Origin of the sequence: Paraburkholderia bengalensis (assembly GCF_037126505.1) — a bacterium.
Classification (GTDB): domain Bacteria; phylum Pseudomonadota; class Gammaproteobacteria; order Burkholderiales; family Burkholderiaceae; genus Paraburkholderia; species Paraburkholderia bengalensis.
This window is the reverse complement of sequence record NZ_JACFYJ010000018.1, coordinates 1-26,763: the sequence shown is the minus strand read 5'-3', so window position 1 is coordinate 26,763 and position 26,763 is coordinate 1. Positions and strand designations below refer to the sequence as shown.

Below are 26,763 nucleotides of genomic sequence, written 5' to 3'. Positions count from 1 at the left end.
TGTCAGAAGGTGCCCGGGTAAGCGCCGCCGTCCAGCAGCACATTCTGACCCGTCAGATAACCGGCCTGCGCGCTGCACAAGAAGGCGCAGAACACCCCGAACTCCGCAGGCGTGCCGAAGCGCCCCGCCGGCACGATCTGGCGCTTCGCTTCCAGCGCCGTCTCGTAGCTTTGACCATGCGCGTCGGCCGCTGCCCGCGTCGACTGACGCAAACGGTCGGTTTCGAACAGCCCCGGCAGCAGATTGTTGATGGTCACATTGGCCTGGGCGATACGCTTTTGCCGCGCCAGTCCCGCGATGAAACCCGTCAGCCCCGAGCGCGCACCGTTCGATAGTCCCAGCACGTCGATGGGCGCCTTCACCGCACCCGACGTGATATTGACGATGCGGCCGAAGCCGCGTTCGGCCATGCCGTCCACGGTTGCCTTGATCAACTCGATCGGCGTCAGCATGTTCGCATCGACGGCGGCGATCCAGTCCTCGCGCGACCAGTTGCGAAAATCGCCCGGCGGCGGGCCGCCTGCGTTGTTCACGAGAATGTCGATGTGCGGCGCCGCCGCGAGGGCAGCCGCACGCCCTTCGCGCGTCGTGATGTCGCCGGCCACGGTCTTGACCGTCACCGCGGGATTGAGCGCCCGCAGCGCCTGTGCGGTCGCTTCGAGCGCGTGCTGCGCGCGCGTGATGACGACGTTGGCGCCCTCCGCGACCAGCGCTTCCGCGCAACCTTTGCCCAGCCCCTTGCTTGCCGCGCACACGAGCGCCCAGCGACCTTCGATGTTCAGATTCATCCCGCCTGCTCCTTGATTTAAACGATTGCCGGTTCAGCGCGATCCTGCGACTCCCGCACGCCGCCGCGCGACAGCAGATCATGACGACGCTGATAAAGATTGTGTCGGCCGATTTCGTCGATCGTTCGCACACCCGACAAAGCCATGCTGACGTCGAGTTCGCTTTGCAGTATGTGCAGCATGCGGGTGACGCCGGCCTCGCCCATTGCGCCGAGTGCGTACATGAACGCACGTCCGACCATGGTCCCTTTCGCGCCCAGCGCGAGCGCTTTCATCACGTCCTGTCCGCTGCGAATGCCGCCATCCACCCAGACCTCGATCTTGTCGCCGACCGCCTCGACGATCGCGGGCAATGCTTCGATGCTGGACGGCGCGCCATCCAGTTGCCGCCCGCCGTGATTGCTGACGACGATGGCATCGGCGCCGATCGATGCCGCCATGCGCGCGTCCTCGACGCTCATGATGCCCTTCAGCACGAGCTTGCGATCCCAGTTGCGCCGGATGGCGACGAGATCGTCCCAGCTGAGCGTCGGGTCGAATTGTTGCGCCACCCACTTGCTGATCGCGATGACGTCGCCGCCGCCCTTGATGTAGCCCGCCAGATTGCCGAACGTTTTGGCGCCGCGCAGCGCGCGCAGCATCCAGCCCGGCTTCGACGCGAAATCGAGCAGATTGGAAGCCGTGAGACGCGGCGGAACGGTCATGCCGTTCTTCAGGTCCTTGTGCCGCTGGCCGTTGATCTGCAGATCCAGCGTGACGACGAGCGCCGAACAGCCGGCAAGCCTCGCGCGCTCGATCAGCGACGCATTGAAGCCGCGATCGCGCATTACGTAGAGCTGAAACCAGAACGACGCAGCCGTATGACGCGCGACATCTTCGATCGAGCAGATGCTGACCGTCGACAACGTGAACGGCACGCCGAAGCGCTTTGCAGCAAGCGCGCCGAGCATTTCGCCGTTCGCCCACTGCATGCCGGCGAGGCCGGTCGGCGCGATGGCAACGGGCATGGCCACCCGCTGACCGATCATCGTGCTCGCCGTGCTCCGGCCCTCGACGTTCACGGCCACACGTTGCTGCAGCTTCAGGTCGTCGAACGCGCGGCTGTTCTCGCGGTACGTCCATTCCGAATAGGAGCCGCTATCGACATAATCGTAAAACGCCTTCGGCACGCGCTTCTTCGCCATCAGACGCAAATCCTCGACACACGTAATGACTGACATTCGATCCCTGCACCCTGACTGTCTATCGGTTTGGAAACTGCCTTGATGTGGCTGGTGCGCTTGCTGCCCTTCATTCGGCCGGCTGCACGGCTCCCAGCGCGGCACCCGCTTCATGCTCTTGCGTGACGCTCACCGGCCTGCGCACCATGACCATGTAGGCAACGGCGGACAGCAGCGCGACGGCGGCGCTCACGATCAGTGCGTTCACGAACGAATGCGTGCGGTCCACCACGAGGCCGGTCACGATCGGCGCAGCCGATCCCGCCAGGAAGCCGCCGAAGTTCTGGATGCCGCCGAGCGACGCCACGGCCTGACGCGGCGCGGCGACACTCACGAGCGACCACGCGCCGCCCGAAGCCATGTTCAGGAAGAACATAGCCAGCGAGATGTACGCGATGGCCATCCACGCGGAAGGCGTCAGCGCAGCCGGGACCGTGGCCGCCGCAGCGCCGACGAGTCCCACGCAGATCGGCCACTTGCGGCTCGTGATGGGCGCCATGCCCTTGCTGTAGAGCCAGTCTGCGATATAGCCGCTTCCCACCATGCCGAGCGTGCCGATGAAGTACGGAATCACCACGACCCAGCCCGCGCGCGCGATGCTCATGCCGCGCTCGTGCTCGAGATACGCGGGCAGCCAGGTCAGATACAGCCACACCATGTAGATGACGCCCATGAAGCCGAACAGCATGCCCCACGTCGTGCGTTGCGCGAAGAGATTGCGCCACTGCGCGCCGTTCAGCGGCGCTGCGTTGGGCTCTTCCTGCGCGCCTTCGGCGAGATGGGCCTGCTCGTCGGGCGTCAATTCCACTTCGCTGCGGTTGCGATACACCGCGTACCAGCCGAGCGCCACCAGGATGCCGAACACACCCGTGACGATGAACATTTCGCGCCAGCTGAGAGTCAGCATGAGCGCAGTGAGAATGGGCGGCGCAATCGCGGGGCCGATCGTCGACGAGGCCACGAAAATCCCCGTTGGCGCGCCGCGATCGCGCAGCGCGAACCATTCGCCTATCACCTTCGCGCCGGCAGGAAACTGCGGCGCTTCGCCGATGCCCAGGCACACCCGCGCGAGGAAAAACTGCTGGATGCCGTGTACGAAGCCCGTGCACAGCTGCGCGACCGACCACAGCAACATGCCCGTGCCGAGCATCAGCCGCGCGCCCAGACGATCCAGCAGGACGCCGACGGGCAACTGCGCGAACGCATACGACATCGAAAACGCGGAAAGCAGCAGGCCCATCTGCGACGCGCTCAGTCCCATTTCGCCGCTAATGGTGCTGTTGGCCACCGATAGCGCGCTACGGTCCAGATAGTTGATGCAACCCGCCAGCGTCAAAAAGAAAATGGAAAGGCGCTGGATACGACGCAGCTTCTTGCTCGCCTGCATGTTGAGTGTCTCCGGTTGATTTGTTGGAGTGCCGTCTGCGCGGCACTGAGTCGGTCAGATGCGATCGCGTCAGAGCGACGCTTCCAGCATGTGGCGGTAATCGCTTTCGGACGCTTCGCGGGGATTGGTCTTGTGGCTGTGGTCCTTGAGCGCGCCCTTGATGATGTCGGGGAACATCGCGGGCGTGACGCCCAGTTGCGCGAGGCCCGTCGGCAAGCCGAGCCGCTGCGTCATGGTCCGCACCGACGGCGCCACCTCCGCGCCGTTGCCAAGCCCCATCGCGGTCGCCATGCGGTTGAGCTTGTCCTCGTCGCGCACGGACGGCGCGTGCTGGTTGAATTCGAGCACCGCAGGCAGAAAGATCGCGTTGAGCGTGCCGTGATGCAGGCGCGGATTGATGCCGCCAAGCGAATGACTCAGGCTGTGCACGCAGCCCAGGCCTTTCTGGAACGCGAGCGCGCCTTGCATCGATGCGCTCATCATGTTCAGCCGCGCCACACGGTCGCCCGGTTCGCGCGTCGCGCGCTCGATATGACGCCATGCGCGCCACAGTCCGTCCAGCGCAATGCCGTCGGCGGGCGGATTGAATGCGCTCGCGAGGAAGGTCTCGATGCAATGCGCGATCGCGTCCATGCCGGTCGCCGCCGTCAATGCGGGCGGCAAGCCCAGCGTCAGCTCCGGATCGCAGATCGCCACGCGCGGCACCACGAACGGCGAGATCACGCCGACCTTGCGGCCGTCGTCGAGAATCAGGATGGCGCCGCGGCCCACTTCGCTGCCGGTGCCCGCTGTCGTGGGCACGGCAATCACGGGCGCGGTCTTCGCGGTGATGTTCGTCGCGCCGCCTTCGATCACGGCGAACCGCTGTAGCGGGCCTTCGTGCGTCGCGCAAATGGCCACACCCTTGGCCAGATCGATCGCCGAACCGCCGCCCACGGCGACGATGCCGTCGCAATCGCCCGTGCGATAGGCCGCCACCGCGTCGCGCACGGCAGCCTCGTTGGGGTTCGGCGGCGTGCCGTCATAGATCGCGACGGGCGCGGTGCCGCCAAGCGCGGCGAGCACCGTATCGATGATGCCGGCTGCCCGGACACCTTTGTCCGTGACGATCAATGGCCGCCTGATACCCACTCGCTCGCATTCGCTGCCGAGCAAACGGATGGCGCCATAGTCGAACTGAATTTGCGTGATGTAGTTGATGAGGGACATGGGAATGAGCGTCAGTTATAGTGGCTGTGGGCGCTGCGGCGCCGGGCTCCAACGGCCCATAACCCGACCGTCGCGTTGATGCTGGCGCTTTTTAGACACCGTTTGCAGCCAGTATAAGGAGACGTCTATTTCTCAGTAATTGAGAAGTTTTGATACAGCTATAACTTTTCCTCAACCCAATGACACCGCCGCTCAACTCCATCATTTCCCGCCTCCATCTGAAGCAACTGCGACTGCTAATCGCTCTCGGCGATCACGGCTCGTTGCTGAAGGCGGCGCAGCAGGTGGCGCTCACGCAGCCGGGCGCCAGCAAGGCCTTGCAGGAAATCGAAACGACCTTCGGGACACCGCTGTTCAACCGCACGAACCGGGGACTCGAACCGACGGAAGCGGGACGCTGCGTGATTCGCTATGCGCGCCTGATCCACACCGATCTGTCGCACATGCGTGAAGAGATCGTCGGGATCATGCGCGGCCAGGGCGGCCGCGTGGCCGTCGGTGTGATCATGGGCGCCGTGCCGCTGCTCACCGATGCGATTACGTCGCTGATCGCGCGAAACCCGGAAATTTCAGTCGAAATCGTCGAAGACACGAGCGCGATGTTGCTCAGCCAGATCGACGAAGGCCGTCTCGACCTGGCCATCTGTCGCACGACGATCAGCCAGACGCCGCAGCACTACGAAACCACGCGGCTGCAGGAGGAGACGCTCGCCGTCGTGGCCAATGTGCAGCATCCGCTGCGGCGCGCGAAGAAGGTCAGGCTTCAGGACGCGGCGGAATATCGCTGGGTGGTGTATCGCGCGAACATGCCGATGCGGCTCTTGCTGGAGCGCGAGTTCCGCGAAGCCGACATTCGCTTTCCGATGCATCTGCTCGAAACGACGTCGGCATTCGCCACGCTCGCGCTGCTGCAGAGCAATCCGTCGTTCGTCGCGCTGGTGTCGATCGACGTCGCGCAGTTTTTTGCCAGTCACGGAATGACGTGCATCCTTCCGCTGCATCTTGCTTCGCGTAGCGAGCCTTACGAACTCGTCACCCGAAAAGGCGCGCAACTCTCGCCCGGTGCGAGACAGCTGATCGAAGAGTTGAACGCCAAACATGGCGGCGACGCGTGATGTCGGGTGCCGCACGCCAGCAAGTTGTTGTGCGGGCGCCCTGAGCCCGACCGCGCTCCCGCACCCATCATGAATGACAAGCGCTGCCTCGAAGTGGGCCAGCAGCGATGGCACTCCGTTCGAGCGAGCCTGGCTGGATGCGACCGTCGATGACCGCATCCACGTGGGCGAGCGAACTCAGATCTGCTGTTGACCGCCATCGACAAACAGCTCGATACCGTTCACGAAGCTCGAATCGTCCGAGGCGAGGAACAGCGCGGCGCTCGCGATTTCGCCGGGTTCGCCGAGACGCCCCATCGGGATCTGCGCAGCGAGGTAATCGGCGAGACCCTGGCGCTGCGTGGCGTCGTCGCCCGCCAGATCGAGCAGGCCCGGCGTGCGGGTCGCGCCCGGGCTGATCGTGTTGACGCGGATCTGGCGGTCCTTGAGATCGAGAATCCAGTTGCGTGCGAACGAGCGCACTGCCGCCTTGGAAGCCGAATAGACGCTGAATGCCGCCGTGCCCGCGCTGCCCGCCGTCGAACCCGTGAGAATCACCGACGCCCCCTTGGCCAGCAGCGGCAGCGCCTTTTGAACCGTGAACAGCACGCCCTTCACATTGCGATTGAACGTGTCGTCAAAGTGCTCTTCGGTGATGTTGCCAAACGGCAGCATCGAGCCGCCGCCCGCGTTTGCGAACAGCACGTCCAGACGTCCCTGTTCTTCCTGAATCTGCGCATACAGCGCATCGAGCTCGCCGAGTTGGGTGGAGTCGACGCGTACGCCGGTTGCCTTGCCGCCCGCTTCGCGGATGCTCTTCACGGCGGCATCGAGTTCGGCCTGACGGCGGCCCGTGAGGTAGACGTGCGCACCTTCGGCCGCGAAGCGCTGGGCGGTCGCGAGGCCGATGCCGCTGCTTGCGCCGGTAACGAGTGCGATCTTGTTGTCGAGTGTGCGTGCCATGGTATTGCTCCTTTCGTTTCGTTCAGTGGATGGTTGACGTTCGGTGTTGCGTGCTGCGATGAAAGGAGAATATCGACGGCACCGTCTTTTCGAAATAGAATTGATTGCAATCCAACGTTGCATAAATGAAATGATGAGAACGAATGGCGAGACTGCCTGATTTCGAAGGACTGGCGATGTTCGCGAAGGTCGCCGAGGAGGGATCGTTCGCGGCGGCGGCGCGTGCAATGAGCGTGTCGGTGGCGACGGTCTCGCGCGGCGTGGCCCGCCTGGAGGATCGACTGGGCGCACGGCTTTTCAACCGCACGTCACGCCAGCTGTCGCTCACCGAATTCGGCCGGACGATCTGCGAGAAAGCCGGCGAGATCTACCGGCAAGCCGAGGAGGCCGAAAGTGCGGCGCGCGAGATGTCGCTGCAGCCGCGCGGGCTGGTGCGCCTCGCCGTGCCGATGGCGTTCGGGCTGCGCTGCGTCGCGCCGCTGCTGCCGGGCTTCTTTCGCGCCTATCCGGAGGTGTCGATCGACTTGCATCTATCGGATGCGCCGGTGGATCTGGTCGCGGATGGCTTCGACGCCGCGCTGCGTATTGCCGCGTTGCCGGATTCGTCGCTGGTGGCGCGCCGGCTGTGTGCGGTGACGCAATTCGTGGTGGCGTCGCCGGAGTATCTGCGGCGCGAAGGGCGGCCCACGCATCCGCGCGAGCTGGTGGATCGGCCATGTCTGTCGTACGCGTATCGCGCGCGCAGCGATGTGTGGCGTTTCACGAACGACGCCGGCGACGAGGAAGCGGTGATGCCGACGGGCCCGCTGCGCGTGACGAATTCCGATGCACTGTTGCCCACGCTGCTCGACGGTCTGGCGATCGCCGAGTTGCCCGAGTTCATCGCCGGTGAATATCTGGCCGATGGTCGGCTCGAAGCGATATTGACCGACTGGTCGCTGACGCGAGGCGGCCTCTACTTCGTTACGCCGTCCGCGCGTGCGCGACCCGCGAAGGTCTCGGCGTTGTCCGATTACTTCGCCGAATATCTCTCCGATCCAACCTGGCGATGGCCGAAATGATGTGCTCGCGGATTGGATCAGCCCGCTCGACCAGATGCCCGTGCTTCCCCGTCCTGCGCCGGTCGAAAGGACGAAAGCATGGATGTTGCGCGTTACCTGGTCATGTAGCGAGTGAGCCAGCGCTAACCGGGTCGCGACGAACGCTGCAGGCCTTCTTCAGTGATGTACCGAACAGCAACCACAGCGCGAGCGACCCCGTCGATACGGTGCCCAGCACGAGAAATGCCGCCGCGTAGCCGAAGTGCTGTGCAAGCATGCCGCCCAACGCGGGACTCAGCGCGGCACCCATGCCCTGCACCGTCATCACCACGCCCTGCCCCACGTTCACGCGGCCCGTGCCTTGCAGCAGCCGCACGATGAGCGCCGGAACCGCCACGCTTTGCAGCCCCGCACCGATGCCGTCCAGAACCTGGACGGGCCACACGCCCCAGGCCGAGATAAACAATGCCGCGACCAGACCGCGCAATGGCAGCGCGAGAAAGATGAGCAGGATGACGCCCCAGTAGCCGAGCCGCTGGATCAGCCGGTTCGCGATGCACGCGACGGCAATCATCACCAGTTGCGCGACGACGATGGTCTGCGCAGTGAACGCGCTTGGATTGCCCTTGTGCGCGGCAACGACGGCAAGACCATAGAGCGGCAGCATTGCCGCATTGCCGAGGTGAAACATCGCGAGCGCGGCGGCCAGCAGCAACAGCGGACGGCAGGTCACGAGTACGCGAAAGCCGCTCACGCGCTCTTGCTGATGTGCGGACGACCCCGAGGCGAGGCCGCGCGCGCGGTCGTGATCGATGGCATCGCGGCGGATCAGCAGCGTCGAGATGACCGTCAACGGACCGAAGCCGCCCGTCAGCGCGAAGATCGCGCCGAATCCATACCGCCAGCCGAGCCACCCCGACAGCGTCGCACCCACGACATTGCCCGCGTGATTGGCCACCTGATTGGTAATGCCGACATTCGGATCCCGCAACAACGGATTTCCGGACTGCACTGTGGGCCGCGCAAGAAACCGCTCAACACACCTTGAGACAACACGCGACAGCGTTGTCTCAATCGCTATCGCGCTTGAGCACGCCGCCAATCCAACGCTCTTCCGAAGCCATGAGATGCGCGCGCATCGCGGTTTGCGCAGCGATCGGGTCGCCCGACTGCAATGCCCGCAGGATCTCCTCATGTTCCCGCACCGCATCGGTCCATGTCTTCGCGCTTTCCGTGTGACCCCGCATCGCTGCCGCAATGGGATCGTGGCGGCTATCGAACAGTTCGCCCACAAAGCGCGCGAGCACCGAATTGCCGGCGGCCTCCGCGACCAGCATATGAAACTGCCGGTCGGCGTCGACGGGCGTCTTGCCGAGCGCGGCGAGCCTGCGCATCCGGTCAACCGTTCGCTTCAAGCGGCCAGCCATGGCAGCCGTCATATGTGCAGCAGCAAGTGCCGCGACACTGCCTTCAATGGCCGCGCGAGCCTGCATCAGTTCGGATGGACTGTCGCCCAGCGCGCCAACAGCGCTCTCCTCGTCAGCGCCCGTATCGCGCACGTAGACACCCGAACCCATCCGGATTTCGACGCGGCCATCAATCTCGAGCGCAATCAACGCCTCGCGCAATGAAGGACGCGACACGCCGAGTCTCAAGGCCAGTTCGCGCTCGGCCGGCAAACGCTCGCCGACTGGGAATTCGCCCTGGCGGATCAGCGTAAGGATCTCCGCTGCGACGGATTGGTAAAGCCGCTTGGGCTCTTGTGATTTCATAAACGGCCAGCGTCCGATTCACAGAAAACGCCAGGAACGGCGTCGTGGCGAAGTCTAGCAGCGGCCAATGCGGCCGCGCAAACGACCCCGTACACAAAGACTATCCAATATTGGTAAGGGCAGTTCGAAAATTTCAAACTGGATTGACCAATCGGCGAAATTGCGCTTTAATGTTTTGCAACTGGACTGACCAGCACCGCCAGGTCAGCCGTCACAGGAGACACGATGAGCACGCCTCTGAGCCGGCCCGGACCAACCGGCAAGCCGAACAGTCACGCCTGGAAGGGAGAGATCCTGCGGCTCAATGGGATTCGGAAGCAGTTTCCCGGCGTCATCGCGCTTGACGGCATCAACCTCGACCTGCATTGCGGCGAAGTCCATGCCATTTGCGGCGAAAACGGCGCAGGCAAATCGACGCTGATGAAAATCATCAGCGGGCAGTACCGTCCGGATGGAGGGACCATCCTCTATCGAGGCGAGCAGGCGAATTTCCGCTCGACATCCGATGCGCAGGCGGCGGGCATCGCGATCATTCATCAGGAACTGAACCTCGTTCCCGATCTTTCCATCGCCGAAAATCTCTTTCTGGCGCGTGAACCCAAGCGCGGTCCCTTCATCGACAGGCGCAGGCTCAATGCCGACGCCAAAGCATGTCTCGCCCGCATCGGCTTATCCATCGCGCCCACCACAAAAGTCGGCGCGCTGTCCATCGCGCAGCAGCAGATGGTGGAAATCGCCAAGGCTCTGTCGCTCGACGCGCAGGTCCTGATCATGGACGAACCCACCTCGTCACTGACCGAGTCCGAAACCGTCCACCTCTTTCGCATCATCAAGGAGTTGCGAGCCCAGGGGGTGGCGATTCTCTATATTTCGCACCGGCTCGACGAGATGGCAGAAATCGTCGACCGCGTGACGGTGTTGCGCGATGGCCGGCACATCTCGACCGACAATTTCGCGGCGCTCACCATCAACGATGTCGTCGCGCGCATGGTCGGCCGCTCGCTCGACGATGCCTATCCGCAACGGCAGTCGGTGCCGACCGACGAGGTGTTGCTGAGCGTCGACGGCCTGCAGCGCGAAGCGGTGTTCGGGCCGCTTTCATTCGAGCTGCGCAAGGGCGAAATTCTTGGCTTCGCCGGCCTGATAGGCGCGGGCCGCACCGAGGTCGCGCGCGCCATTTTCGGTGCCGACCCGCTCGACAGCGGCACGATCTGGCTGCACGGCGAGCCGGTCACGATTCGTTCGCCGCGCGAGGCGATTCGCCACGGTATTGCTTATCTGTCGGAAGACCGCAAGAAAGAAGGCCTCGCGCTCAGCATGCCCGTTGCCGCCAATGTCACGCTCGCGAATGTTCGCGGTATCGCCTCGCGCGCCGGATTCCTGCGGTTCAACGAGGAAGCGCGCATCGCCGCACGCTACGTGCAGGAACTCGCGATCCGCACGCCTTCCGTCAATCAGGTCACGCGCAACCTTTCCGGCGGCAACCAGCAAAAGGTCGTGGTTGGAAAGTGGCTATATCGCGGCTCGAGAATCCTTTTCTTCGACGAACCCACGCGCGGTATCGACGTCGGAGCGAAGTTTGCCATTTACGGGTTGATGGACCGGCTTGCTGCCGATGGCGTGGGCGTCGTGCTGATCAGTTCGGAGCTTCCCGAACTGCTCGGCATGACAGACCGGATCGCCGTGTTTCATGAAGGCCGCATCGCCGCGATTCTTCAAACGGATCAAACCAGTCAGGAGGAGATCATGCGCTACGCGTCGGGGCAAACCTATGCTTGAAATGACATCAGATCGTTCCCAGGCGGCCGACCGGTCCGCGCAGCAGCGGCGGCGTGAACTCATCCAGAAATTTGCGGCGTTGGGCAGCCTTGTGATTCTCGTGATTGCATTTTCGGTTACGAGCCAGGCGTTCTTTTCGGTCGACAATCTGATGACGGTCGGTCTACAGGTCACGTCGATCGCCTATCTCGGTGTGGCAGCGACCTGCGTGATCATCACGGGCGGCATCGATCTTTCAGTCGGCTCGGTGCTCGCGCTCGCCGGCGTCTGCGCGACGCTGCTTGCGAAAGCGGGCGCGCCCGTTCCCGTTGCGATGCTGGCCGGCGTGATGGTGGGCGCGATGTGCGGCCTCATCAACGGCATCTGCGTCACGCGAATGGGCTTGCCGCCGTTTATCGCCACGCTCGGCATGATGCTGGTTGCGCGCGGGATGGCGTTGCAGATCACAGGCGCACGTCCCGTGTCAGACCTCGGTGAAGCGTTCGGCGAACTCGGCAATGGCGCCCTCTTCCGCATCTCTCACATCGGCGCGGACGGTTTTCCCGACACGACATTCCCCGGCATACCGTATCCCGTCGTCATCATGGTCGTGCTGTTCGTCGTCGTCTCTATTCTGCTTTCGAGGACGTCGCTCGGCCGGCACATCTACGCGGTCGGGTCCAACGCGGAAGCAGCCAGGCTTTCGGGCGTCAATGTGCAGGGCGTCAAGCTCTTTACGTATGTGCTTTCCGGCGCACTGGCGGGCGTGACGGGCTGCGTGCTGATGTCCCGGCTCGTGACCGGGCAGCCGAACGAAGGGGTGATGTACGAACTCGATGCAATCGCGAGTTCGGTGATTGGCGGAACGTCGCTGATGGGCGGCGTCGGCACGATTTCCGGCACCGCCATTGGCGCGTTCGTCATCGGGGTGCTGCGCAACGGCCTCAACATGAATGGGGTTTCGAGCTTCATCCAGCAGATCATCATCGGTGTGGTGATTCTCGGCACGGTCTGGATCGATCAGCTTCGCAACCGCAAACGGTAGGCACGGCGCACTGGGCAGTCAGGAGAAGTTCAACCACTAAAGACAGGAGCGAGACATGAAGAAGTTTTCCATACTGGCTGTATCGGCCATGCTCTGTGCGGCATTCAGCACGGGCGCCTTCGCGGCGGGCGGCGAGATTGCCGTGATCGTGAAGACGGTCAATTCGAATTACTGGCAGAACGTGCAGAAAGGCGCCAACGCCGCCCTGGGCGATGCAAAGGGCTACACGATGACATTCCAGGGCCCCGCCGCCGAGTCCGACATCACCGACGAAGTCAACATGGTCGTGAATGCCGTGAACCGGCACGTCGCGGGCATCGTGCTCGCGCCTTCCGATCCGGATGCGCTCGTGCCCGCGATCAAGCAGGCGTGGAATGCGCATATCCCCGTCGTGATCATCGACTCGGCCATTTCTGATTCCGGCAAGCCCTACTATCAGTCGTTCCTCACGACCGACAATGAGAAGGCGGGCGAGTTGTGCGCCAAAGCGCTCATCGATCGTGTCGGGCAAACCGGCAAGATCGCGATTATGTCTTACGTGCCCGGTGCAGGCTCGGAAGTGAGCCGCGTGGGCGGGTTCCGGAAATACATCGAGAGCCACTCGAAGCTGCAGATCGTCGGGCCGTACTACTCGCAGTCGCAGATGGCGATGGCCTTGAACCAGACGACTGACGTGCTGTCCGCCAATCCCGACCTGAAGGGCATCTTCGGCGCGAACGAGCCGACAGCGGTTGGCGTGGGCCGTGCGCTCAAGCAGTCGGGCAAGGCGGGCAAGCTCATCGCGATCGGCTTCGACGGCAACGAGGATCTGCAAGGGTTTGTGCGCGACGGCACGGTGCAGGCCATTGCCGTGCAGGGATCGTGGCAGATGGGACACAAGGGCATCGAGACGGTTATCGGCGTGATCGAGCACAAGCCGGTGCCAAAGCTGGTCGATACGGGCGTCGTCATGGTCGACAAGCAGAACCTCGATTCGCCGCAAGCGAAGAACGTCCTCTACTGAACAACCATGCCCAATCGTGACGGTCCCGCAGCGTCGCAGGCGCGCCGCGGGTCCGGTCGACGGCACGAAACATAACGCGGCGCTTCCTATTCGTTTATGAAGGCAAACGCAAAACGCACCTTGCCGCGCGGCGGCCTGTCGATGACCGCGCTTGGCCTCGGCTGCTCCCAGTTCGGCGGGCTCTACCGGCCGATGGCGGCCGCCGAGGCGGCCGCGCTAGCCGATGCAGCCTGGTCGGCCGGACTGCGTTACTTCGATACGGCGCCGTACTATGGCTACACGCTTTCCGAGCGGCGCGTCGGACAAGCGCTGGGCTCGCGCGAGCGCGCCGCCTACACGCTGAGCACCAAGGTGGGCAGGCTGATGCGCCCCGACGCGAGCGTCAAACCCGGCGACGACAACTGGGCCGAGCCGCTGCCGTTTCGTCCGGTGTACGACTACAGCTATGACGGCATCATGCGCTCGTACGAAGACAGCCAGCAGCGTCTCGGGCTCGCGCGAATCGACGTGCTGTACGTACACGACATCGGCCGCCTGACGCACGGTCCGCAGCACCTGCATTACTGGACGCAACTCACGGATGGCGGCGGCTTTCGCGCGTTGCTCGCGCTGCGTTCGAGCGGCGACATCGGAGGGATCGGCCTCGGGGTCAACGAATGGGAAGTTGCCGCCGACGCGTTGAATGAAGTCGAGCTCGATGTAATTCTGCTTGCGGGCCGCTACACGCTGCTGGAGCAGACCGCGCTCGAACCGTTGCTCGATGTGTGTCTGCGTCTGAAGACCGCAATCGTTGTCGGCGGGGTGTTCAACTCAGGCGTGCTGGCCGGCAACGGCAAGTTCAACTACGCAGATGCCCCCATTGAAGTCATTGCCAAGGTAAACCGGTTGTCGGCTTTGTGCGAGCGTTTCGAGGTGCCGCTGCCCGCCGCTGCGCTGCAATTCCCTTTCGCGCATCCAGCCGTGGTGTCGTGTGTCGTCGGTGCCCGTAGCACTTTACAGCTCGAGCAAAACATTGCGTGGCTCGAACAGACGATACCGGCGGACTTCTGGGCCGCGCTGCGTCGTGCCCATCTTGTTGGCGCGCAGGTGCCGCTGCCCGAGTGGCGGCCATGACTCGCCCGTCTGTCTTTTGCGTTCGCGCGGCGAACGCCTGGCCTGTTTTCCCGCTCATGAGGATATCGATATGCTTAGCGTGATATGCGAATCTCCCGGCGTGCTTCGCGCGCACCAATCTGATGTGCCCGAACGCAAACCCGGAGAAGTGTTGTTGCGCGTGAGCCGGGTCGGCATCTGTGGCACCGACCTCCATATATTTACCGGCAACCAGCCGTACCTCCAATATCCGCGCGTGATGGGCCACGAACTCTCCGGCGTCGTCGTCGAAGCGGATGGCGATTCGGGACTCGCGACGGGCGACGGTGTGTACGTCATGCCCTATCTTTCGTGCGGAACATGCATCGCCTGCCGCCAGGGCAAGACCAACTGTTGCGTGAACATCAAGGTGCTCGGCGTACATCGCGACGGTGCGATGACGGAGTATCTGAGCGTGCCTGCCCAGTTCGTCCACAAGGCAGAGGGCGTCTCGCTCGACCAGGCGGCAATGCTCGAATTCCTCGCCATCGGCGCGCACGCGGTACGGCGCGCGAACGTCCAGACGGGACAACGGGTGCTCGTCGTGGGTGCCGGTCCGATCGGCATGGCGGCCATGATCTTTTCGAAGCTGCGCGGCGGCGACGTCGTGTGTCTCGATACGCGCGCTGACCGGCTCGCGTTCTGCAGTTCGCAACTCGATGTGAGCGCCGCCGTCCCCGTCGGCCCCGACGACGCAGCGCAGCTGTCGTCGTTGACGAACGGGGAATTCTTCGATGTGGTTTTCGACGCAACCGGCAACATCGACGCGATGAACCGCGGTTTCGGCTTTGTCGCGCATGGCGGGACCTACACGCTGATTTCGATCGTGCCCGGCCAGGTCGCCTTTTCGGACCCGGAGTTCCACAAGCGCGAGACGACCTTGCTCGCGAGCCGCAACGCGACAGCCGCCGACTTCGAAACGGTGCTCGAGGCGATGCGCGCCGGCCAGATTCCGGACCGTGCGCTCAACACGCACCGCATGCGCCTTGCCGACGTGCCCGAGGCATTTCCGCGTCTGCTGGAGCCGGAGCAGACGGTCGTGAAAGCGCTGGTCGAATGCTGAGCGAAGTGGCCGGGCAATCGGGATCGAACTCATGAGTGCACCCATACTTCAATTCGGCACCAGCCGCTTCCTTCTTGCGCATGTCGCGCTCTTTGTCTCCGAAGCGCTGGAACGCGGCGAAGCGATGGGCGGCATCAGCGTCGTGCAGACGACGTCGAACCCGTCGAGCCGCGCGCGGATCGATGCGCTTTCACACGCGGATCACTACCCCGTACATATCAGAGGTCGCGACGGGGGCGAAGTGGTGGACCGGGTGATCGAATGCCGCGCGGTGCGCGACGCGTGGGCGACCGATACCGATTGGGCCGTGATCCGTCGCGCCGTGATCGAGGACGTGCGCGTGATCGTATCCAACACCAGCGATTCCGGTTATCAACTCGATGAGCGAGACACGGCCGACCTGCTTTCGAACGATGCGCTCGTCCCGCACAGTTATCCGGCGAAGCTGCTGATGTTGCTGATCGCTCGCTGGCGTGAGCGCCCGCAGCACGGCGTATCGATCTATCCGTGCGAACTCGTCGAGAGAAACGGCGATACCTTGCGCGATATCGTGGTTGGTATGGCCCGGCAGTGGTTGCTGCCCGAATCTTTTATCATTTATCTGCAGGAGCACTGCGTCTGGGTGAATTCGCTTGTCGACCGTATTGTTTCCGCGCCCATTCATCCCGTAGGCGCGGTCGCGGAGCCGTATGCGCTATGGGCGATTGAGCGGCGTGAAGGAATGGAACTTCCATGTACACACGAGCAGATCGTGCTCACCAATGACCTGCAGCGTTATGCACAGCTCAAGCTCTATCTTCTGAATCTCGGTCATACGTGGCTTGCCGATCAATGGCTCAGCGAGAACCGCACATCAGAACAAACGGTCCTGCAGGCGATGAACGCAACGCGCGTGCGCGATGACCTGGAGATGGTGTGGCACGACGAGGTGCTGCCCGTCTTCGGCGCGATGGGGCTGCAAAGCGAGGCTGAAGCTTATATCGATAGCGTTCGCGAACGATTCCTGAATCCCTTTCTCGCGCATCGCCTTGCCGATATCGCCGTCAATCATCGTGAGAAGGTCAGGCGCCGGATAGTGCCGCTCGTCGAAATGGTCGATTCGCTGTCATTGCCCGTCGTACAGCCGCAGTTGCGTAAATTGCTGATGGCGAACGGTCTGCAATTCGACGGCAAAGACATAGCGGCCTCGTGAAAGATGAGCCCTCATCGTTCCGCTTTCTGACCGGTCCTGACAGCGGATAGCAATCAAGGTAGAGACTCAGATGGGCGCTTGCGCGCCGCCATCGCTCGGTCCGCTCGTCCAACGCAGCCAGCTCTTGCGATCGGGCGAGCGCACCTTTTGCCCCGCCATCCTTTCTCGCGGCGGCCTTCCGGCCCTTCCGCGGTCGCGACCAGAAACTTCAGCCGACCTTTTGCGCCCGCCGACCATAAGCAATCGTACCGTTCGCGTCTTATCCAGGCCAAGTATGTCGACTGCCAACACATGCGCAACCCGAACGACCGTTCCCAATTTCGACGGCCCAACGCTCAGTCGTATACCCGGTTGCCATACGTTTTTTTCCATGAAACACTGGGCCGCATCTGCTGTGCCGGATTTGATTCCGATATACCGGACAATCAGCAAAATGCGTGACGCGTCAGTTTGCATGCCGGATTGTCGCGACGTCCCCGCCAGTCGCGGGCTATTCCAACGATGGAGTCTTTTTCCAAGGTCGAAAATGAAACTGTTCAAAGAAAGCATGAGGTTCGCCTGCTTGTCCGCCGTCGTTGGGCTACTTGCGCTGACCGGTTGCACGAAGGTCGCGACGCCCGGCCAGGACGCCGCGACGGGCTCGACCTTGCAGGCCGTCCTGCAACGCGGCACGCTGCGTGTCGGTGACTGCCTGACTTTCGCGCCATTTGGCTTCTACGACAAGAACGGGCAGCCGGACGGCTACGACGTCGATCTCGCGAAGGAACTGGCGAAGCAAATGGGCGTGAAGCTCGAGGTGGTCAACACCACGAGCGCGAACCGTATTCCGAATCTGCAGACTGCCAAAGTGGACGTGGTCTTCTGCAACTTCACGCGCAATCTCGAACGGGCGAAGGAAATCGCCTTTACCACACCCTATGTCGTCGCGAGCGAGGCGCTGCTCGTCAAGAAGAGCAGCGGCATCCAGTCGGTCAAGGACATGGCAGGCCATACCATCGCAACGGTCAAGGGTTCGACGAACGGCGACGAAGTTCGCGCGCTCGGAATCCCCGTGAAGATCCAGGAATACGACAGCTCGGAAGCCGCCATCCTCGCTGTCAAGCAAGGCCAGGCAGACGCGATGATCGAGGACAACAACTTCCTCGCCTATCAGGCGAAGCTGGACCCGGACCTGACCGTCACCAACGAAGCCCTCGTGCCGCTCGAATACAACGCGTTCGGCGTGAAGGCAGGCGATCAGGTCTGGCAGAACTACCTGAACCTGTTCCTGTTCAACATCAACGCGTCGAAGCTCAATGCGCAGCTGTACACGAAGTGGTTCGGCGTCCCGCCCCGCTATCCGCTGAACCCGCAGTTCTGAATCCGACCACGATCCGCTCGTGATCGCGCGACACGACAGCAGTCCGACTTCGCGAAGGAATGGCAATGAGTTACCAATGGCTCACCTTGTGGGGCTATGTGCCCGAGTTCATTCAGGCAGCGTGGCTCACGTTGCAGGTCACGTTGCTGGCGTTTTGCGTCGCGCTGATTCTCGGCCTGCTGACGGCGCTCGCGGGCGCTTCGCGCGTTGCGCCGCTACGCGTCGTGGCGCGCGGCTATGTCGAGCTGATCCGCAATACGCCCGTGCTCCTGCAGATTTTCATTGTGTTCTTCGGCTTGCCCTCGCTCGGTGTGAATATGAGTGCGTATACGGCAGGCGTGATTGCGCTCGGCGTCAATGTGGGCGCGTATATGGCGGAAGTTTTCCGTGCGGGGATTCAGTCGGTGCCGCGCGGACAGATCGAAGCCGCTGGCATCCTCGGCCTTGGACGTTCGCAGATCTTCACCGAAGTGGTGTTGCCGCAAGCGGCGCGGGCCGTGTATCCCGCGATCGTCAATAACCTGATCCAGCTGCTGCTCGGCACGTCGCTGCTGTCCGCCATTGCGTTGCCCGAACTGACGGGCACGGCGACCGTGATCAATGCACGCACGCTGCTCTACATCCAGACGTTCGCGATCACGCTGATCGCGTATCTGATCCTGAGCAACTGCCTGTCGTGGATCGCGGAACAGATCGGCGCTCGCGTGTTCCATCCGCCGCTGGTGATGAAGCAGCATACGCGCAGGCGGCTCTTCCTGATTCCGCGTCAGGCGGGACGCAACTGAACCCGCAACTGAATCCGCACCCGGGGTTTCGAAGAGGACACGATCCATGTCAACCGAATTGCTGACGACCAGCCTGTCGATCCTGCTTCAAGGACTGGTCACAACCTTGCTGCTGTCGGCGGCGTCGATTGTCGGCGGCACGCTGATCGGCCTGCTCGCCGCCGTATTGCGATCGTTCGGACCGTGGGGCACGGCGCGCGCCGCGAAGCTCTATACCGAGCTGTTTCGCGGCACCCCCGTGCTCATCACGCTGATGTTCATCTACTTCGGGGTGTCGTACTTCGGCTATGCGATCGATGTATTCGCCGCGGGCGTCATCGGGTTGAGCGTGTACCAGGGGGCGTACATCGCCGAAGTGTTCCGCTCGGGTATCGAGGCCGTGCCGAAGGGCCAATGGGAAGTCTCGCAGATTCTCGGCCTCAGCAAAACGCAGACGTTCTTTTCCGTCGTTTTGCCGCAGACGGGCAAGATCGTGCTGCCGCCGCTGATCGGCCAGTATCTGTCGCTGATCAAGGACACGTCGATCGTCAGCATGATCGGCATGTCCGAGCTGATGCATGGCGGCCAGGCCATCGTCGATCGCGTCGGCAAGCCGGTCGAAATCTATGGGCTCGTCGCGTTGCTGTATTTCGTCGTGTGTTTCCCGCTGTCGCAGTGGGTGCGCCACCATGATCGTAGGAGCCTGTTGTCATGACCACATCCATCGGGTCCAAGCCTGTCATCAATCTGAGCGGTGTCAGCAAGTCCTTCGGCGCCACCAAGGTGCTCAAGGAAATCAATCTCCACGTGCGGCCGGGTGAAGTGCTCGTGTTGATCGGCGCATCCGGTTCCGGCAAAAGCACGGTGCTGCGCATCATGGCCGGCCTCGAAACCGCCGATTCCGGCGAAGTCTGGGTCAACGAAGTCCCGCTGCACGATGCGCGCCGCGCGAAGGAAATTCGCGGTCACGTCGGCATGGTGTTCCAGCAGTTCAATCTGTTTCCGCACAAGACCGCACTCGGCAACGTGACGCTCGCGCTGATCAAGGCGCGCAAGATGAGCCCCGCCGACGCGCGCAAACGCGCCATGGATGTGCTCGATCGCGTGGGCCTCGCCGATCGCGCCGAACACTATCCGAGCCAGTTATCGGGCGGCCAGCAGCAGCGTGTGGCGATTGCGCGGGCGCTAGCCGTCGAGCCGGGCATCATGTTCTTCGACGAAGCGACGTCGGCGCTGGATCCGGAACTCGTCGGCGAAGTGACGGAGGTGATGCGCGGACTCGCGCGCGACGGCATGACGATGGTCGTCGTCACGCATGAAATGGGCTTCGCGCGGAAAACGGCGGACCGCGTCGTGTTCATGGACAAGGGTGTCATTGCCGAACAAGGCGAGCCGGAGCAGATCTTCGTGATGCCGCAGAACGAACGGACGAAGCAGTTCCTGCACCGCGTGCTCGATCATTGAGGTACGGCATAGAGTGGCACACGGGCCTGCGACGGGTGCTGCCGCGAATCGCACCGCGAGCACGCCCCATGTCCGCTAAACCCGCGAACGCATGAACGACGAAAAACAAACTGCGATCCCTATCGCCCACGGAGTCGACCGAATGTCAGCACCAGAATCGTCACGGGCCCGGGGCGTGGACCGCGTGATCGGCATTTTCAAGCAGCTGCATATTGCGCGGCGTCCGCTGACGATGCGCGAACTGATTGAAACAACGGGCGCGCCGCGCTCGAGCGTCTATGAGCTGGTCACGATTCTCGCCGAAGCAGGATGGCTCGAAACCGCCGCCGACGGCAGCGTGTTTTTCGGGCGCGAGATGCATTACTACGGCGCCGACTATGCGATGCACAACGATCTCATCAGCCGCGCGCACCAGACGATACTCGGGCTCGTGCGCAAGTACGATGAGACCGCACAGCTGTGCATGCTCGAAGGCGACAAGTACACGGTGGTGCTGTCGGAGAACAGCGCGCGGCCGTTCAACATTACGTCCGATATCGGCGTGAAGGTGCCGATACCGTGGACGGCGACGGGCCGTCTGTTGCTCGGGCATCTGACCGACGAAGACGTCCACGCATTGATTCCCGACGAAGACTACTTGCTCGATGACGGCCGCCGCATCGCGTTCGATGACTTCATGCGGGATGTGCGCCATGCCGCGGCGCAGGGCTACTGCTGCACCGAGGGCCTGTCGATGTCGTTCCGGCTTTGCATGGCCGCGCCCGTGCGTGACCGCACCGGCCTGCCGATCGCGGCCCTGTGCTTCATGACAGCTCGCGATACCGACCCCAACAAGCGTGCGGCCATGCTCGACGATCTGATCGCGTCCGCGAAATCGCTATCCCAGCCGCTGATGCGCACATAGACGCGTTGCACGCGATGCTGCATCACGAGATGCTGACGGCTGGATCGAACCCCAAATCGTTTCGATGGCGCGAATCACGAAATTGCGCACTTTGCCACTCGCGTCACCTCACACGGCCAAATAATGACGGATGCATGCTGAAGGAAGTCGGCATAGCGGGTTGACGCTCATCCGCGGCTGACCGATATTGGCCAATCTGCCGGTAGTCGTATCGATTCCTCCTACTTTTGTTGGGAACGGCGTTAGCTGTCGATCGCGATACGAACCGTAGCGTCGCGACAATCGCTGCGAGCAAGACCGATGCAGTGTCTGCGTTCTTAATCGGGGGACATTGAATGATGGGCGCACAAACCGCTCGTGCCCTGCTTTTCCCGGCGACCTGCGAGCGTTGTGGGGGCCGGTTTTCTGAACGGGTGAACTTCTGCCCGCGATGCGGAACGCGGACGCTGCACGCGCCCGACAAACGCGTGCCCGCGAAGAAGCCCGGCATGGCGGCCCGCATCGGGCTATGGGGTTCACGGTCGACATCTCCGTCGGAATCAGCCGGTCCTGGCGCCGACCCGCGCTCGCCTGCAGCGCCGGTGCGCGCTGCCGCCCGTCGCGGCTGGAAAGCGGGCATAGCACTGATGCTTGTGACCCTGCTCGCGGTGGCCGTCACACTGCTGCTCTCGCACCGGCGCGACGACTCCACCGGCCACGATCGACAAGAAGCATCAACTTTCGTGCAAGGCAGCGTCACGGCAGATGGCGCGAGCCCGCGGTTGCAGGGGGCGGCGGCATCGGCAGCCGGCGATCTCACGGCACCAGCGCAGAGCCATACAGTCGCGTCGATTCCTCCCTCGGAGTCAGCGCCGTCGGCTGCTGCAACGACGCAGAACTCTCAATCGCCGCCCTCGCATTCGGAGCGTGAACCCATCTCGTCGTCCGAACCGGCCGCAAGCCCCCGGAGCGGCAGCAGCAAAAATCAGAGACTGATGACACTTGCCCTTGCACGAGCTCGCACCGGGCTCGAGAAGAACGACCTGCGAATGGCCCGATCGGGCGTCTATTGGGCGCTTTCGTTGGAGCGCGATAACAGCGAAGCGCTCATGTTGAAACAGCAGTTGCTCTCGCGTGAAAGGGGGCGCGCATCGCCGTCAGACGCGGCCCCTGGGCCCGCCGCGGGCGCAGGAGCAGATTGAGGCAAACCACCGCGGCAAGCGGTGCAAGTTCGGCTAGTATGGTTGTTCAAACACCAGGATGTTCGACGTCACCCGCTATCGCGGCGTCGGCGCGTCGTGACGGATCAGCTCGCGGCGTTTCAGCTCGGCCCAGAATTCAGCGGGTATCTCGGTCCGGAAGGTCCGCAGGTTGTCTTCGAGTTGCGCGACCGTACGCACTCCCGGGATGTTGGTCGGGATCGCAGGATGACCAAGAACGAATTGCAGTGCAGCGGCTTTGAGCGGCACGGAATAATCCCGGCATACCTGCTCCATCTTGCGCACGCGTTCCAGAATGGCTTCGGGCGCGGGCGCGTAGTTGTATTTGGCACCGGGCACCGCGCCCGTCGCGAGAATCCCGCTGTTGTAGCCGCCCCCGAGAATGACCGACACCCGTCTTGCTTCACACAGCGGCAGAAAGCCATCCAGCGCGTCCTGCTCGAGCAAGGTGTAGCGGCCGGCCAGCAGCAGGCAGTCGAAATCCTGCCTGCGGATCGCTTCGTGCGCGACCTGCCATTCGTTGACACCCAGCCCCACCGCCTTCACCACGCCTTCGTCGCGAAGCTTCAGCAGTGCTTTCGACGCACCCGCCATCGCCGCTTCGAACATCTCGGGCTGGCGCTCTCCATGCGTGAACACATCGATGTCGTGGATCAACGCAATATCGATGTGCTCCAGCGCCAGACGTTGCAAACTGTCTTCGATCGAACGCATCGTGCCGTCGTAGCTGTAATCGAAAACATTTTCAAACGGCAGTCCGTCGACCCACGGGGCGAAGTCGATGTCGGCGCGCTTGCGCGGCTTGAGCAGGCGCCCAACCTTGGTGGACAGCACAAACTCGTCGCGCGGATACCAGCGCAGCCCCTGCCCGCAGCGTGCTTCGCTCAAGCCATGACCGTACATCGGCGCGGTGTCGAAGTAGCGTACGCCCGCGTCCCACGCCGCCTTGATCAAGGCCGCCGAATCTTCTTCGCTGATCGGCCTGAAGATATTGCCGATCGGCGCGGCGCCGAAGCCCATCACCGTTGTTTCGAGCCCCGAACGCGGCCACTTGCGCTTTGCTACCGGATTCATTTTTCTTCCCTTTCACGAGTGATGTTGCGCGTTTCCTGATCGGCCCATACGCGCCGTCACTTGACCTTCGCCGCAGCCGCGAGCTTGCGCACGCCCTCTTTCGCATCCTCATTGGAGTTCATGAAATTCGTCACGACGTCGCTGATCGCGCCAGCCGTGACGGGCGACTGAAGCTCGCCAAAGGCGAGCGAAGGCAGGAACCCACCCGTCTTGATCGTCGCCTGCTCGTCCGCGCGCGATTTCTTCGCGCAGCTGTCGAACTTGTCCATCGGCACATCCAGCCTGACGGGAATGGATCCCTTGTAGAGACTGAACTGCTGCTGGAAGTCGACCGACATGATTGTTTTGGCAAGCGCAAGCTGTCCCGGCGTTGCATCCTTTTTGCCGTTCTGCTGGAAGAACACGAATGCATCCGCCGTGTACGTGTAGGCATTCGCCGTACCGGGCGCGGCTGCGCAGATATAGTCGACATCCGCCTTCTTGTTCGCGTTGGCGAACTCGCCCTTGGCCCAGTCACCCATGAACTGCATGCCGCCCGAGCCGGAAATCACCATCGCCGTGGCCAGATTCCAGTCGCGGCCGTGGTAGCCCTTGTCGAAGTATGTCCGGATCTTCTGGACGGTCTCGAACACCTGAATCATTTGCGGCGACGTCAGCGTTTTCTGATCGAGATCGACGAGGGCTTTGCGATAGAAGTCCGCGCCCTGCGACAGCACGACCGTCTCCCAGATGGTCATGTCCTGCCACGGTTGACCACCGTGCGCGACGGGCGTGATGCCCGCGGCGCGAAACTTGTCGGCGAGCGCGAAGAACTCAGGCCATGTCGTCGGCGGCGTGCCGCCCACCTTGTCGAGATCCGCCTTGTTGATCCACAGCCAGTTGATCCGATGCACGGAAAACGGCGCGGCGACATAGTGACCGCCAGCCTTCACGTCACTATCGATCTGCGTGGGCGTATGCGCTTTCCAGTCCGCAGCGGAAGGATCGACGGTGACCAGCGTCCCCTGCTCAGCCCAGTCCTGAATCAGCGGCCCCTTGATCTGCGCCGCCGACGGTGCATTGCCCGAGATCACCTGCGTCTTCAGCGCCGTCATGGCCGCCGCGCCCGCGCCGCCCGCGATAGCGAAGTCTTTCCACTCGTATCCCTGTTTGCTCATGTCGTCCTTGAGCACCCGGATGGCTTTCGATTCGCCGCCGGAGGTCCACCAGTGCAGTACCGAAATCTGTTCAGCAGCCAGTACAGCATGCGTACCGGCCATAAGCAGCGCGACAGCCGTCGCAACCGACGTCAGCGATTGTTTCATTGCAGTCTCCGAATTTGTCTTTATGGATCGGGCGACGCATGCGCCATCAGCGCAACCATGCATGCGCACCCGTTTTTCAGCTACAGATCGAAACCGAGTTGAGCCTTGCCAAGCCGTGTCAGGTCGTCGGCCGTCGCGCGGCCGGTGAAATCAACTTCGAAATGGTCGGTCGGGAAGTCAGGCGGACTTTCGCCTTTCAGGAAGCTCGGCAACTGACGCTTCAGATAAGCATCGTTTTTCGCGCACGCGGGTGCGGAGGCGATGTACATCACGTTGCTGTAGCCCGCGCCCTTATGCTCGTCCTCGACGGCATGAATGACGTCGCTGTGCCAGAACACGGTGTCGCCCGCTTCCATTTTGGGAATCGACGACAACGCCTCGAACAGGGGCGCGTGAAATTCCGGCTTGATCGAGAGCGCGCGACCGGGCATGGCGCCGCACAGATCGTCGTCGGCGACATCGTCCTGGAGCGCGCGCAGCAGGATGTACACCATCGAATTGGCGATAGGCACGAGTTGCAGCGTCCCGTCGCCCGGGCCTTGCGGCGTCAGCGCTGTCCAGCCCTGGAAGGTGCGGAACATCGAACAGACGGCAGGCGACGCGATCTCCTCCACATCGGTACGGAAAGCGGCATCGAATGCATCGTATTCACGCCAGTTGCCGGAGAACACGTGGCGATACACCTTGCGGAAATTGCTCTCGATCCAGCGCTCGACCGAGCCGCCGTCGCAATGCGCCGACAAGCCAAGCGATGCCGAACCGGGCGGCCGCCGGCGCAGACGGTCGGCGTAGACGGGAACATGCTCCGGATCGAAGTGAACGCGTCCGTCGCTTTCACTGCGCCAGAGTTTGTTGAGGAAGACGCGCGCCGCAGTCAGCGATTCCGACTGACGGGCCAGCACTTGTGGCTTCGACCAGTACACACCGTAGATCTGCGGCTTGCTCGACGCCAGCTGGCCAAAGTATTTATCCTCGGCCCGGTTTTCCAGACGCTTGTCGAGATGATTGCTCTCAACGTAGTGCGCGATATCGTCGTCCCAGCCCTGCACTAGCGCGCGCGGGAAGACGTTGCGGATCACACATGCGCCGCGCGATTTGACGAGCGCGGTCTGTTCGGCCGTCACGCGCTGTTCGGTGATGTCGGAGAATGGAATCTCGGGAATGACGTCTTCGCCGCGATCGCGCCGCGCCGCGATTCGCTTCGCCTCCTCACTAATCGATTTTTCGACTTCGGCGAAGACCTCCCGGTAATTCGGCAACGCCGCGCGAAGCTCCTTTTTTGCCTGCCGGATCGCGCCCGGCAAGTCGTCGATTTGCAGCGCCATGATTGTCCCCATGTAAATATCGTGGCCCTAGCATATGACGCATGCACGACACCTGGTGATACTATTCGGGCAATTCATTTGCGTTTTCGGCCATGAAAGCTGCTTACGAACACGTCGACTTCGGCGAAAGTTGTTCGGTCAGGGTTTACAACCGCCGCTTGCCTCGAATTCCATTCGAGTGGCACCACCACCCTGAATACGAGCTAACCCTGACGATGAACAGTCAGGGCAAGCGCTACATCGGGGATTCGGTCGCAGTCTATGGCGACGACGATCTGGTGCTGGTCCCGCCAGACCTGCCTCACACATGGTCGTCGAACCGCTCCATCGACCCTTCACAGCCGCAAGTGGCTATCGTCGTATGGTTCGATGGCGCGTGGGTGCAACGGCTTGCCGATCTGTGCCCGGAGTACGCTGACTTGCGCAATCTTCTCCGGCGGGCCGCTTGCGGGCTGATGTTCCAGGAGGGGTCGGGTACGCGGATGCGCGCGCAACTCGACCGCTTGCTCTCGGCAAATGCACGCGAAAGGCTGACCGCCGTGCTCGATATTCTCGTCTGGTTATCGGACTTGCCGGCTGAACCTCTGACCTCACCAAGCGCCTTCGAAACTCGTGCCGGCGCCACCTCGGCATACGGGCCGGACCGGCTCAACCGGGTGCTGTCATTGATTGACACGCAATTCGCACATCCTTTGAAGGTCGGG

At 62.7% G+C, this 26,763-nt stretch carries 25 protein-coding genes and 1 pseudogene; 15 read left to right on the top strand and 11 right to left on the bottom strand.

All coding sequences use genetic code 11. From position 1 onward, the window contains the following. Positions 1-2 precede the first annotated feature (2 nt). The 4 genes from H3V53_RS13510 to H3V53_RS13495 form a co-directional block, all read right to left on the bottom strand. On the bottom strand, positions 3-788 hold the full coding sequence (locus H3V53_RS13510; protein WP_336598342.1) for an SDR family oxidoreductase: 786 nt from the start codon (positions 786-788) through the stop codon (positions 3-5). A 17-nt stretch (positions 789-805) separates the two neighbouring features. Further along, positions 806-2,008 (bottom strand): alpha-hydroxy acid oxidase, encoded by a 1,203-nt coding sequence (locus tag H3V53_RS13505; protein ID WP_336598341.1) that lies wholly within the window; start codon positions 2,006-2,008, stop codon positions 806-808. Positions 2,009-2,078: 70 nt separating this feature from the next. Then, a complete protein-coding gene (locus H3V53_RS13500) occupies positions 2,079-3,395 on the bottom strand; it encodes an MFS transporter (protein WP_336598340.1) in 1,317 nt (438 codons plus the stop codon). A gap of 69 nt (positions 3,396-3,464) precedes the next feature. Further along, on the bottom strand, positions 3,465-4,604 hold the full coding sequence (locus H3V53_RS13495; RefSeq protein WP_336598339.1) for an iron-containing alcohol dehydrogenase: 1,140 nt from the start codon (positions 4,602-4,604) through the stop codon (positions 3,465-3,467). A 179-nt stretch (positions 4,605-4,783) separates the two neighbouring features. Here H3V53_RS13495 and H3V53_RS13490 point away from each other — a divergent pair, with 179 nt between their 5' ends. Further along, the gene (locus H3V53_RS13490) at positions 4,784-5,719 is read left to right on the top strand and encodes a LysR family transcriptional regulator (RefSeq protein ID WP_336598338.1); all 936 of its coding nucleotides are present in this window, start codon (positions 4,784-4,786) and stop codon (positions 5,717-5,719) included. 177 nt (positions 5,720-5,896) lie between these two features. Here H3V53_RS13490 and H3V53_RS13485 read toward each other — a convergent pair whose 3' ends face one another. Continuing rightward, the gene (locus H3V53_RS13485; protein WP_336598337.1) at positions 5,897-6,661 is read right to left on the bottom strand and encodes an SDR family NAD(P)-dependent oxidoreductase; all 765 of its coding nucleotides are present in this window, start codon (positions 6,659-6,661) and stop codon (positions 5,897-5,899) included. A 143-nt stretch (positions 6,662-6,804) separates the two neighbouring features. Between H3V53_RS13485 and H3V53_RS13480 the strand changes: the two genes are divergently transcribed. After that, positions 6,805-7,722 (top strand): LysR family transcriptional regulator, encoded by a 918-nt coding sequence (locus H3V53_RS13480; RefSeq protein WP_336598336.1) that lies wholly within the window; start codon positions 6,805-6,807, stop codon positions 7,720-7,722. Between the two features lie 100 nt (positions 7,723-7,822). Here H3V53_RS13480 and H3V53_RS13475 read toward each other — a convergent pair. Continuing rightward, positions 7,823-8,665, bottom strand: a pseudogene (locus H3V53_RS13475) (MFS transporter); the annotation flags it as partial. 106 nt (positions 8,666-8,771) lie between these two features. Next, positions 8,772-9,473: a FadR/GntR family transcriptional regulator gene (locus tag H3V53_RS13470; RefSeq protein ID WP_336598335.1), complete on the bottom strand. Its 702-nt coding sequence runs from the start codon at positions 9,471-9,473 to the stop codon at positions 8,772-8,774. 225 nt (positions 9,474-9,698) lie between these two features. Between H3V53_RS13470 and H3V53_RS13465 the strand changes: the two genes are divergently transcribed. From H3V53_RS13465 to H3V53_RS13440, 6 genes are all read left to right on the top strand, one after another. After that, entirely contained in the window at positions 9,699-11,252 is a 1,554-nt protein-coding gene (locus tag H3V53_RS13465) for a sugar ABC transporter ATP-binding protein (protein WP_336598334.1), read from the top strand. Beyond that, positions 11,245-12,276 carry an ABC transporter permease subunit gene (locus tag H3V53_RS13460; protein ID WP_054921845.1) on the top strand — a complete coding sequence of 344 codons (1,032 nt, stop codon included), beginning with the start codon at positions 11,245-11,247 and terminating at the stop codon, positions 12,274-12,276. The genes H3V53_RS13465 and H3V53_RS13460 overlap by 8 nt, the downstream gene beginning before the upstream one ends. A gap of 55 nt (positions 12,277-12,331) precedes the next feature. Continuing rightward, entirely contained in the window at positions 12,332-13,279 is a 948-nt protein-coding gene (locus tag H3V53_RS13455; RefSeq protein ID WP_054921843.1) for a substrate-binding domain-containing protein, read from the top strand. A 96-nt stretch (positions 13,280-13,375) separates the two neighbouring features. Beyond that, positions 13,376-14,392: an aldo/keto reductase gene (locus H3V53_RS13450; RefSeq protein WP_336598333.1), complete on the top strand. Its 1,017-nt coding sequence runs from the start codon at positions 13,376-13,378 to the stop codon at positions 14,390-14,392. Positions 14,393-14,462: 70 nt separating this feature from the next. Beyond that, positions 14,463-15,473: a zinc-binding alcohol dehydrogenase family protein gene (locus H3V53_RS13445; RefSeq protein ID WP_336598332.1), complete on the top strand. Its 1,011-nt coding sequence runs from the start codon at positions 14,463-14,465 to the stop codon at positions 15,471-15,473. 31 nt (positions 15,474-15,504) lie between these two features. Next, positions 15,505-16,665, top strand: coding sequence for a mannitol dehydrogenase family protein (locus tag H3V53_RS13440; protein WP_336598331.1), 1,161 nt, complete (start codon positions 15,505-15,507; stop codon positions 16,663-16,665). Positions 16,666-16,731: 66 nt separating this feature from the next. Here the strand turns inward: H3V53_RS13440 and H3V53_RS13435 are convergent, their stop codons facing one another. After that, positions 16,732-17,214 (bottom strand): hypothetical protein, encoded by a 483-nt coding sequence (locus H3V53_RS13435; RefSeq protein WP_336598411.1) that lies wholly within the window; start codon positions 17,212-17,214, stop codon positions 16,732-16,734. On the opposite strand from H3V53_RS13435, the gene H3V53_RS13430 reads away from it, so the two are divergent. The 6 genes from H3V53_RS13430 (at position 17,192) to H3V53_RS13405 (ending at position 22,338) form a co-directional block, all read left to right on the top strand. Then, positions 17,192-18,025, top strand: coding sequence for a transporter substrate-binding domain-containing protein (locus H3V53_RS13430; protein ID WP_054921836.1), 834 nt, complete (start codon positions 17,192-17,194; stop codon positions 18,023-18,025). The genes H3V53_RS13435 and H3V53_RS13430 overlap by 23 nt on opposite strands. Before the next feature lie 65 nt (positions 18,026-18,090). Then, entirely contained in the window at positions 18,091-18,810 is a 720-nt protein-coding gene (locus H3V53_RS13425; protein WP_336598330.1) for an amino acid ABC transporter permease, read from the top strand. Positions 18,811-18,856: 46 nt separating this feature from the next. Beyond that, the gene (locus H3V53_RS13420; RefSeq protein WP_336598329.1) at positions 18,857-19,504 is read left to right on the top strand and encodes an amino acid ABC transporter permease; all 648 of its coding nucleotides are present in this window, start codon (positions 18,857-18,859) and stop codon (positions 19,502-19,504) included. Beyond that, on the top strand, positions 19,501-20,253 hold the full coding sequence (locus H3V53_RS13415) for an ATP-binding cassette domain-containing protein (protein ID WP_054921833.1): 753 nt from the start codon (positions 19,501-19,503) through the stop codon (positions 20,251-20,253). The genes H3V53_RS13420 and H3V53_RS13415 overlap by 4 nt, the downstream gene beginning before the upstream one ends. Before the next feature lie 142 nt (positions 20,254-20,395). After that, entirely contained in the window at positions 20,396-21,157 is a 762-nt protein-coding gene (locus H3V53_RS13410; RefSeq protein WP_336598328.1) for an IclR family transcriptional regulator, read from the top strand. A 626-nt stretch (positions 21,158-21,783) separates the two neighbouring features. Next, entirely contained in the window at positions 21,784-22,338 is a 555-nt protein-coding gene (locus H3V53_RS13405; RefSeq protein WP_336598327.1) for a hypothetical protein, read from the top strand. Positions 22,339-22,413: 75 nt separating this feature from the next. Here the strand turns inward: H3V53_RS13405 and H3V53_RS13400 are convergent, their stop codons facing one another. The 3 genes from H3V53_RS13400 to H3V53_RS13390 all read right to left on the bottom strand — a co-directional run bounded on the left by H3V53_RS13400 (position 22,414) and on the right by H3V53_RS13390 (position 26,059). Next, positions 22,414-23,430 (bottom strand): aldo/keto reductase, encoded by a 1,017-nt coding sequence (locus H3V53_RS13400; RefSeq protein ID WP_336598326.1) that lies wholly within the window; start codon positions 23,428-23,430, stop codon positions 22,414-22,416. Between the two features lie 56 nt (positions 23,431-23,486). Then, complete coding sequence (locus tag H3V53_RS13395; protein WP_419539492.1) at positions 23,487-24,734, bottom strand: ABC transporter substrate-binding protein; 1,248 nt, start codon at positions 24,732-24,734, stop codon at positions 23,487-23,489. An 80-nt stretch (positions 24,735-24,814) separates the two neighbouring features. Continuing rightward, positions 24,815-26,059, bottom strand: coding sequence for a DUF1479 domain-containing protein (locus H3V53_RS13390; RefSeq protein ID WP_336598403.1), 1,245 nt, complete (start codon positions 26,057-26,059; stop codon positions 24,815-24,817). Positions 26,060-26,151: 92 nt separating this feature from the next. Between H3V53_RS13390 and H3V53_RS13385 the strand changes: the two genes are divergently transcribed. After that, a partial coding sequence (locus H3V53_RS13385; RefSeq protein WP_336598325.1) for a cupin domain-containing protein occupies positions 26,152-26,763 on the top strand: 612 nt, incomplete at its 3' end.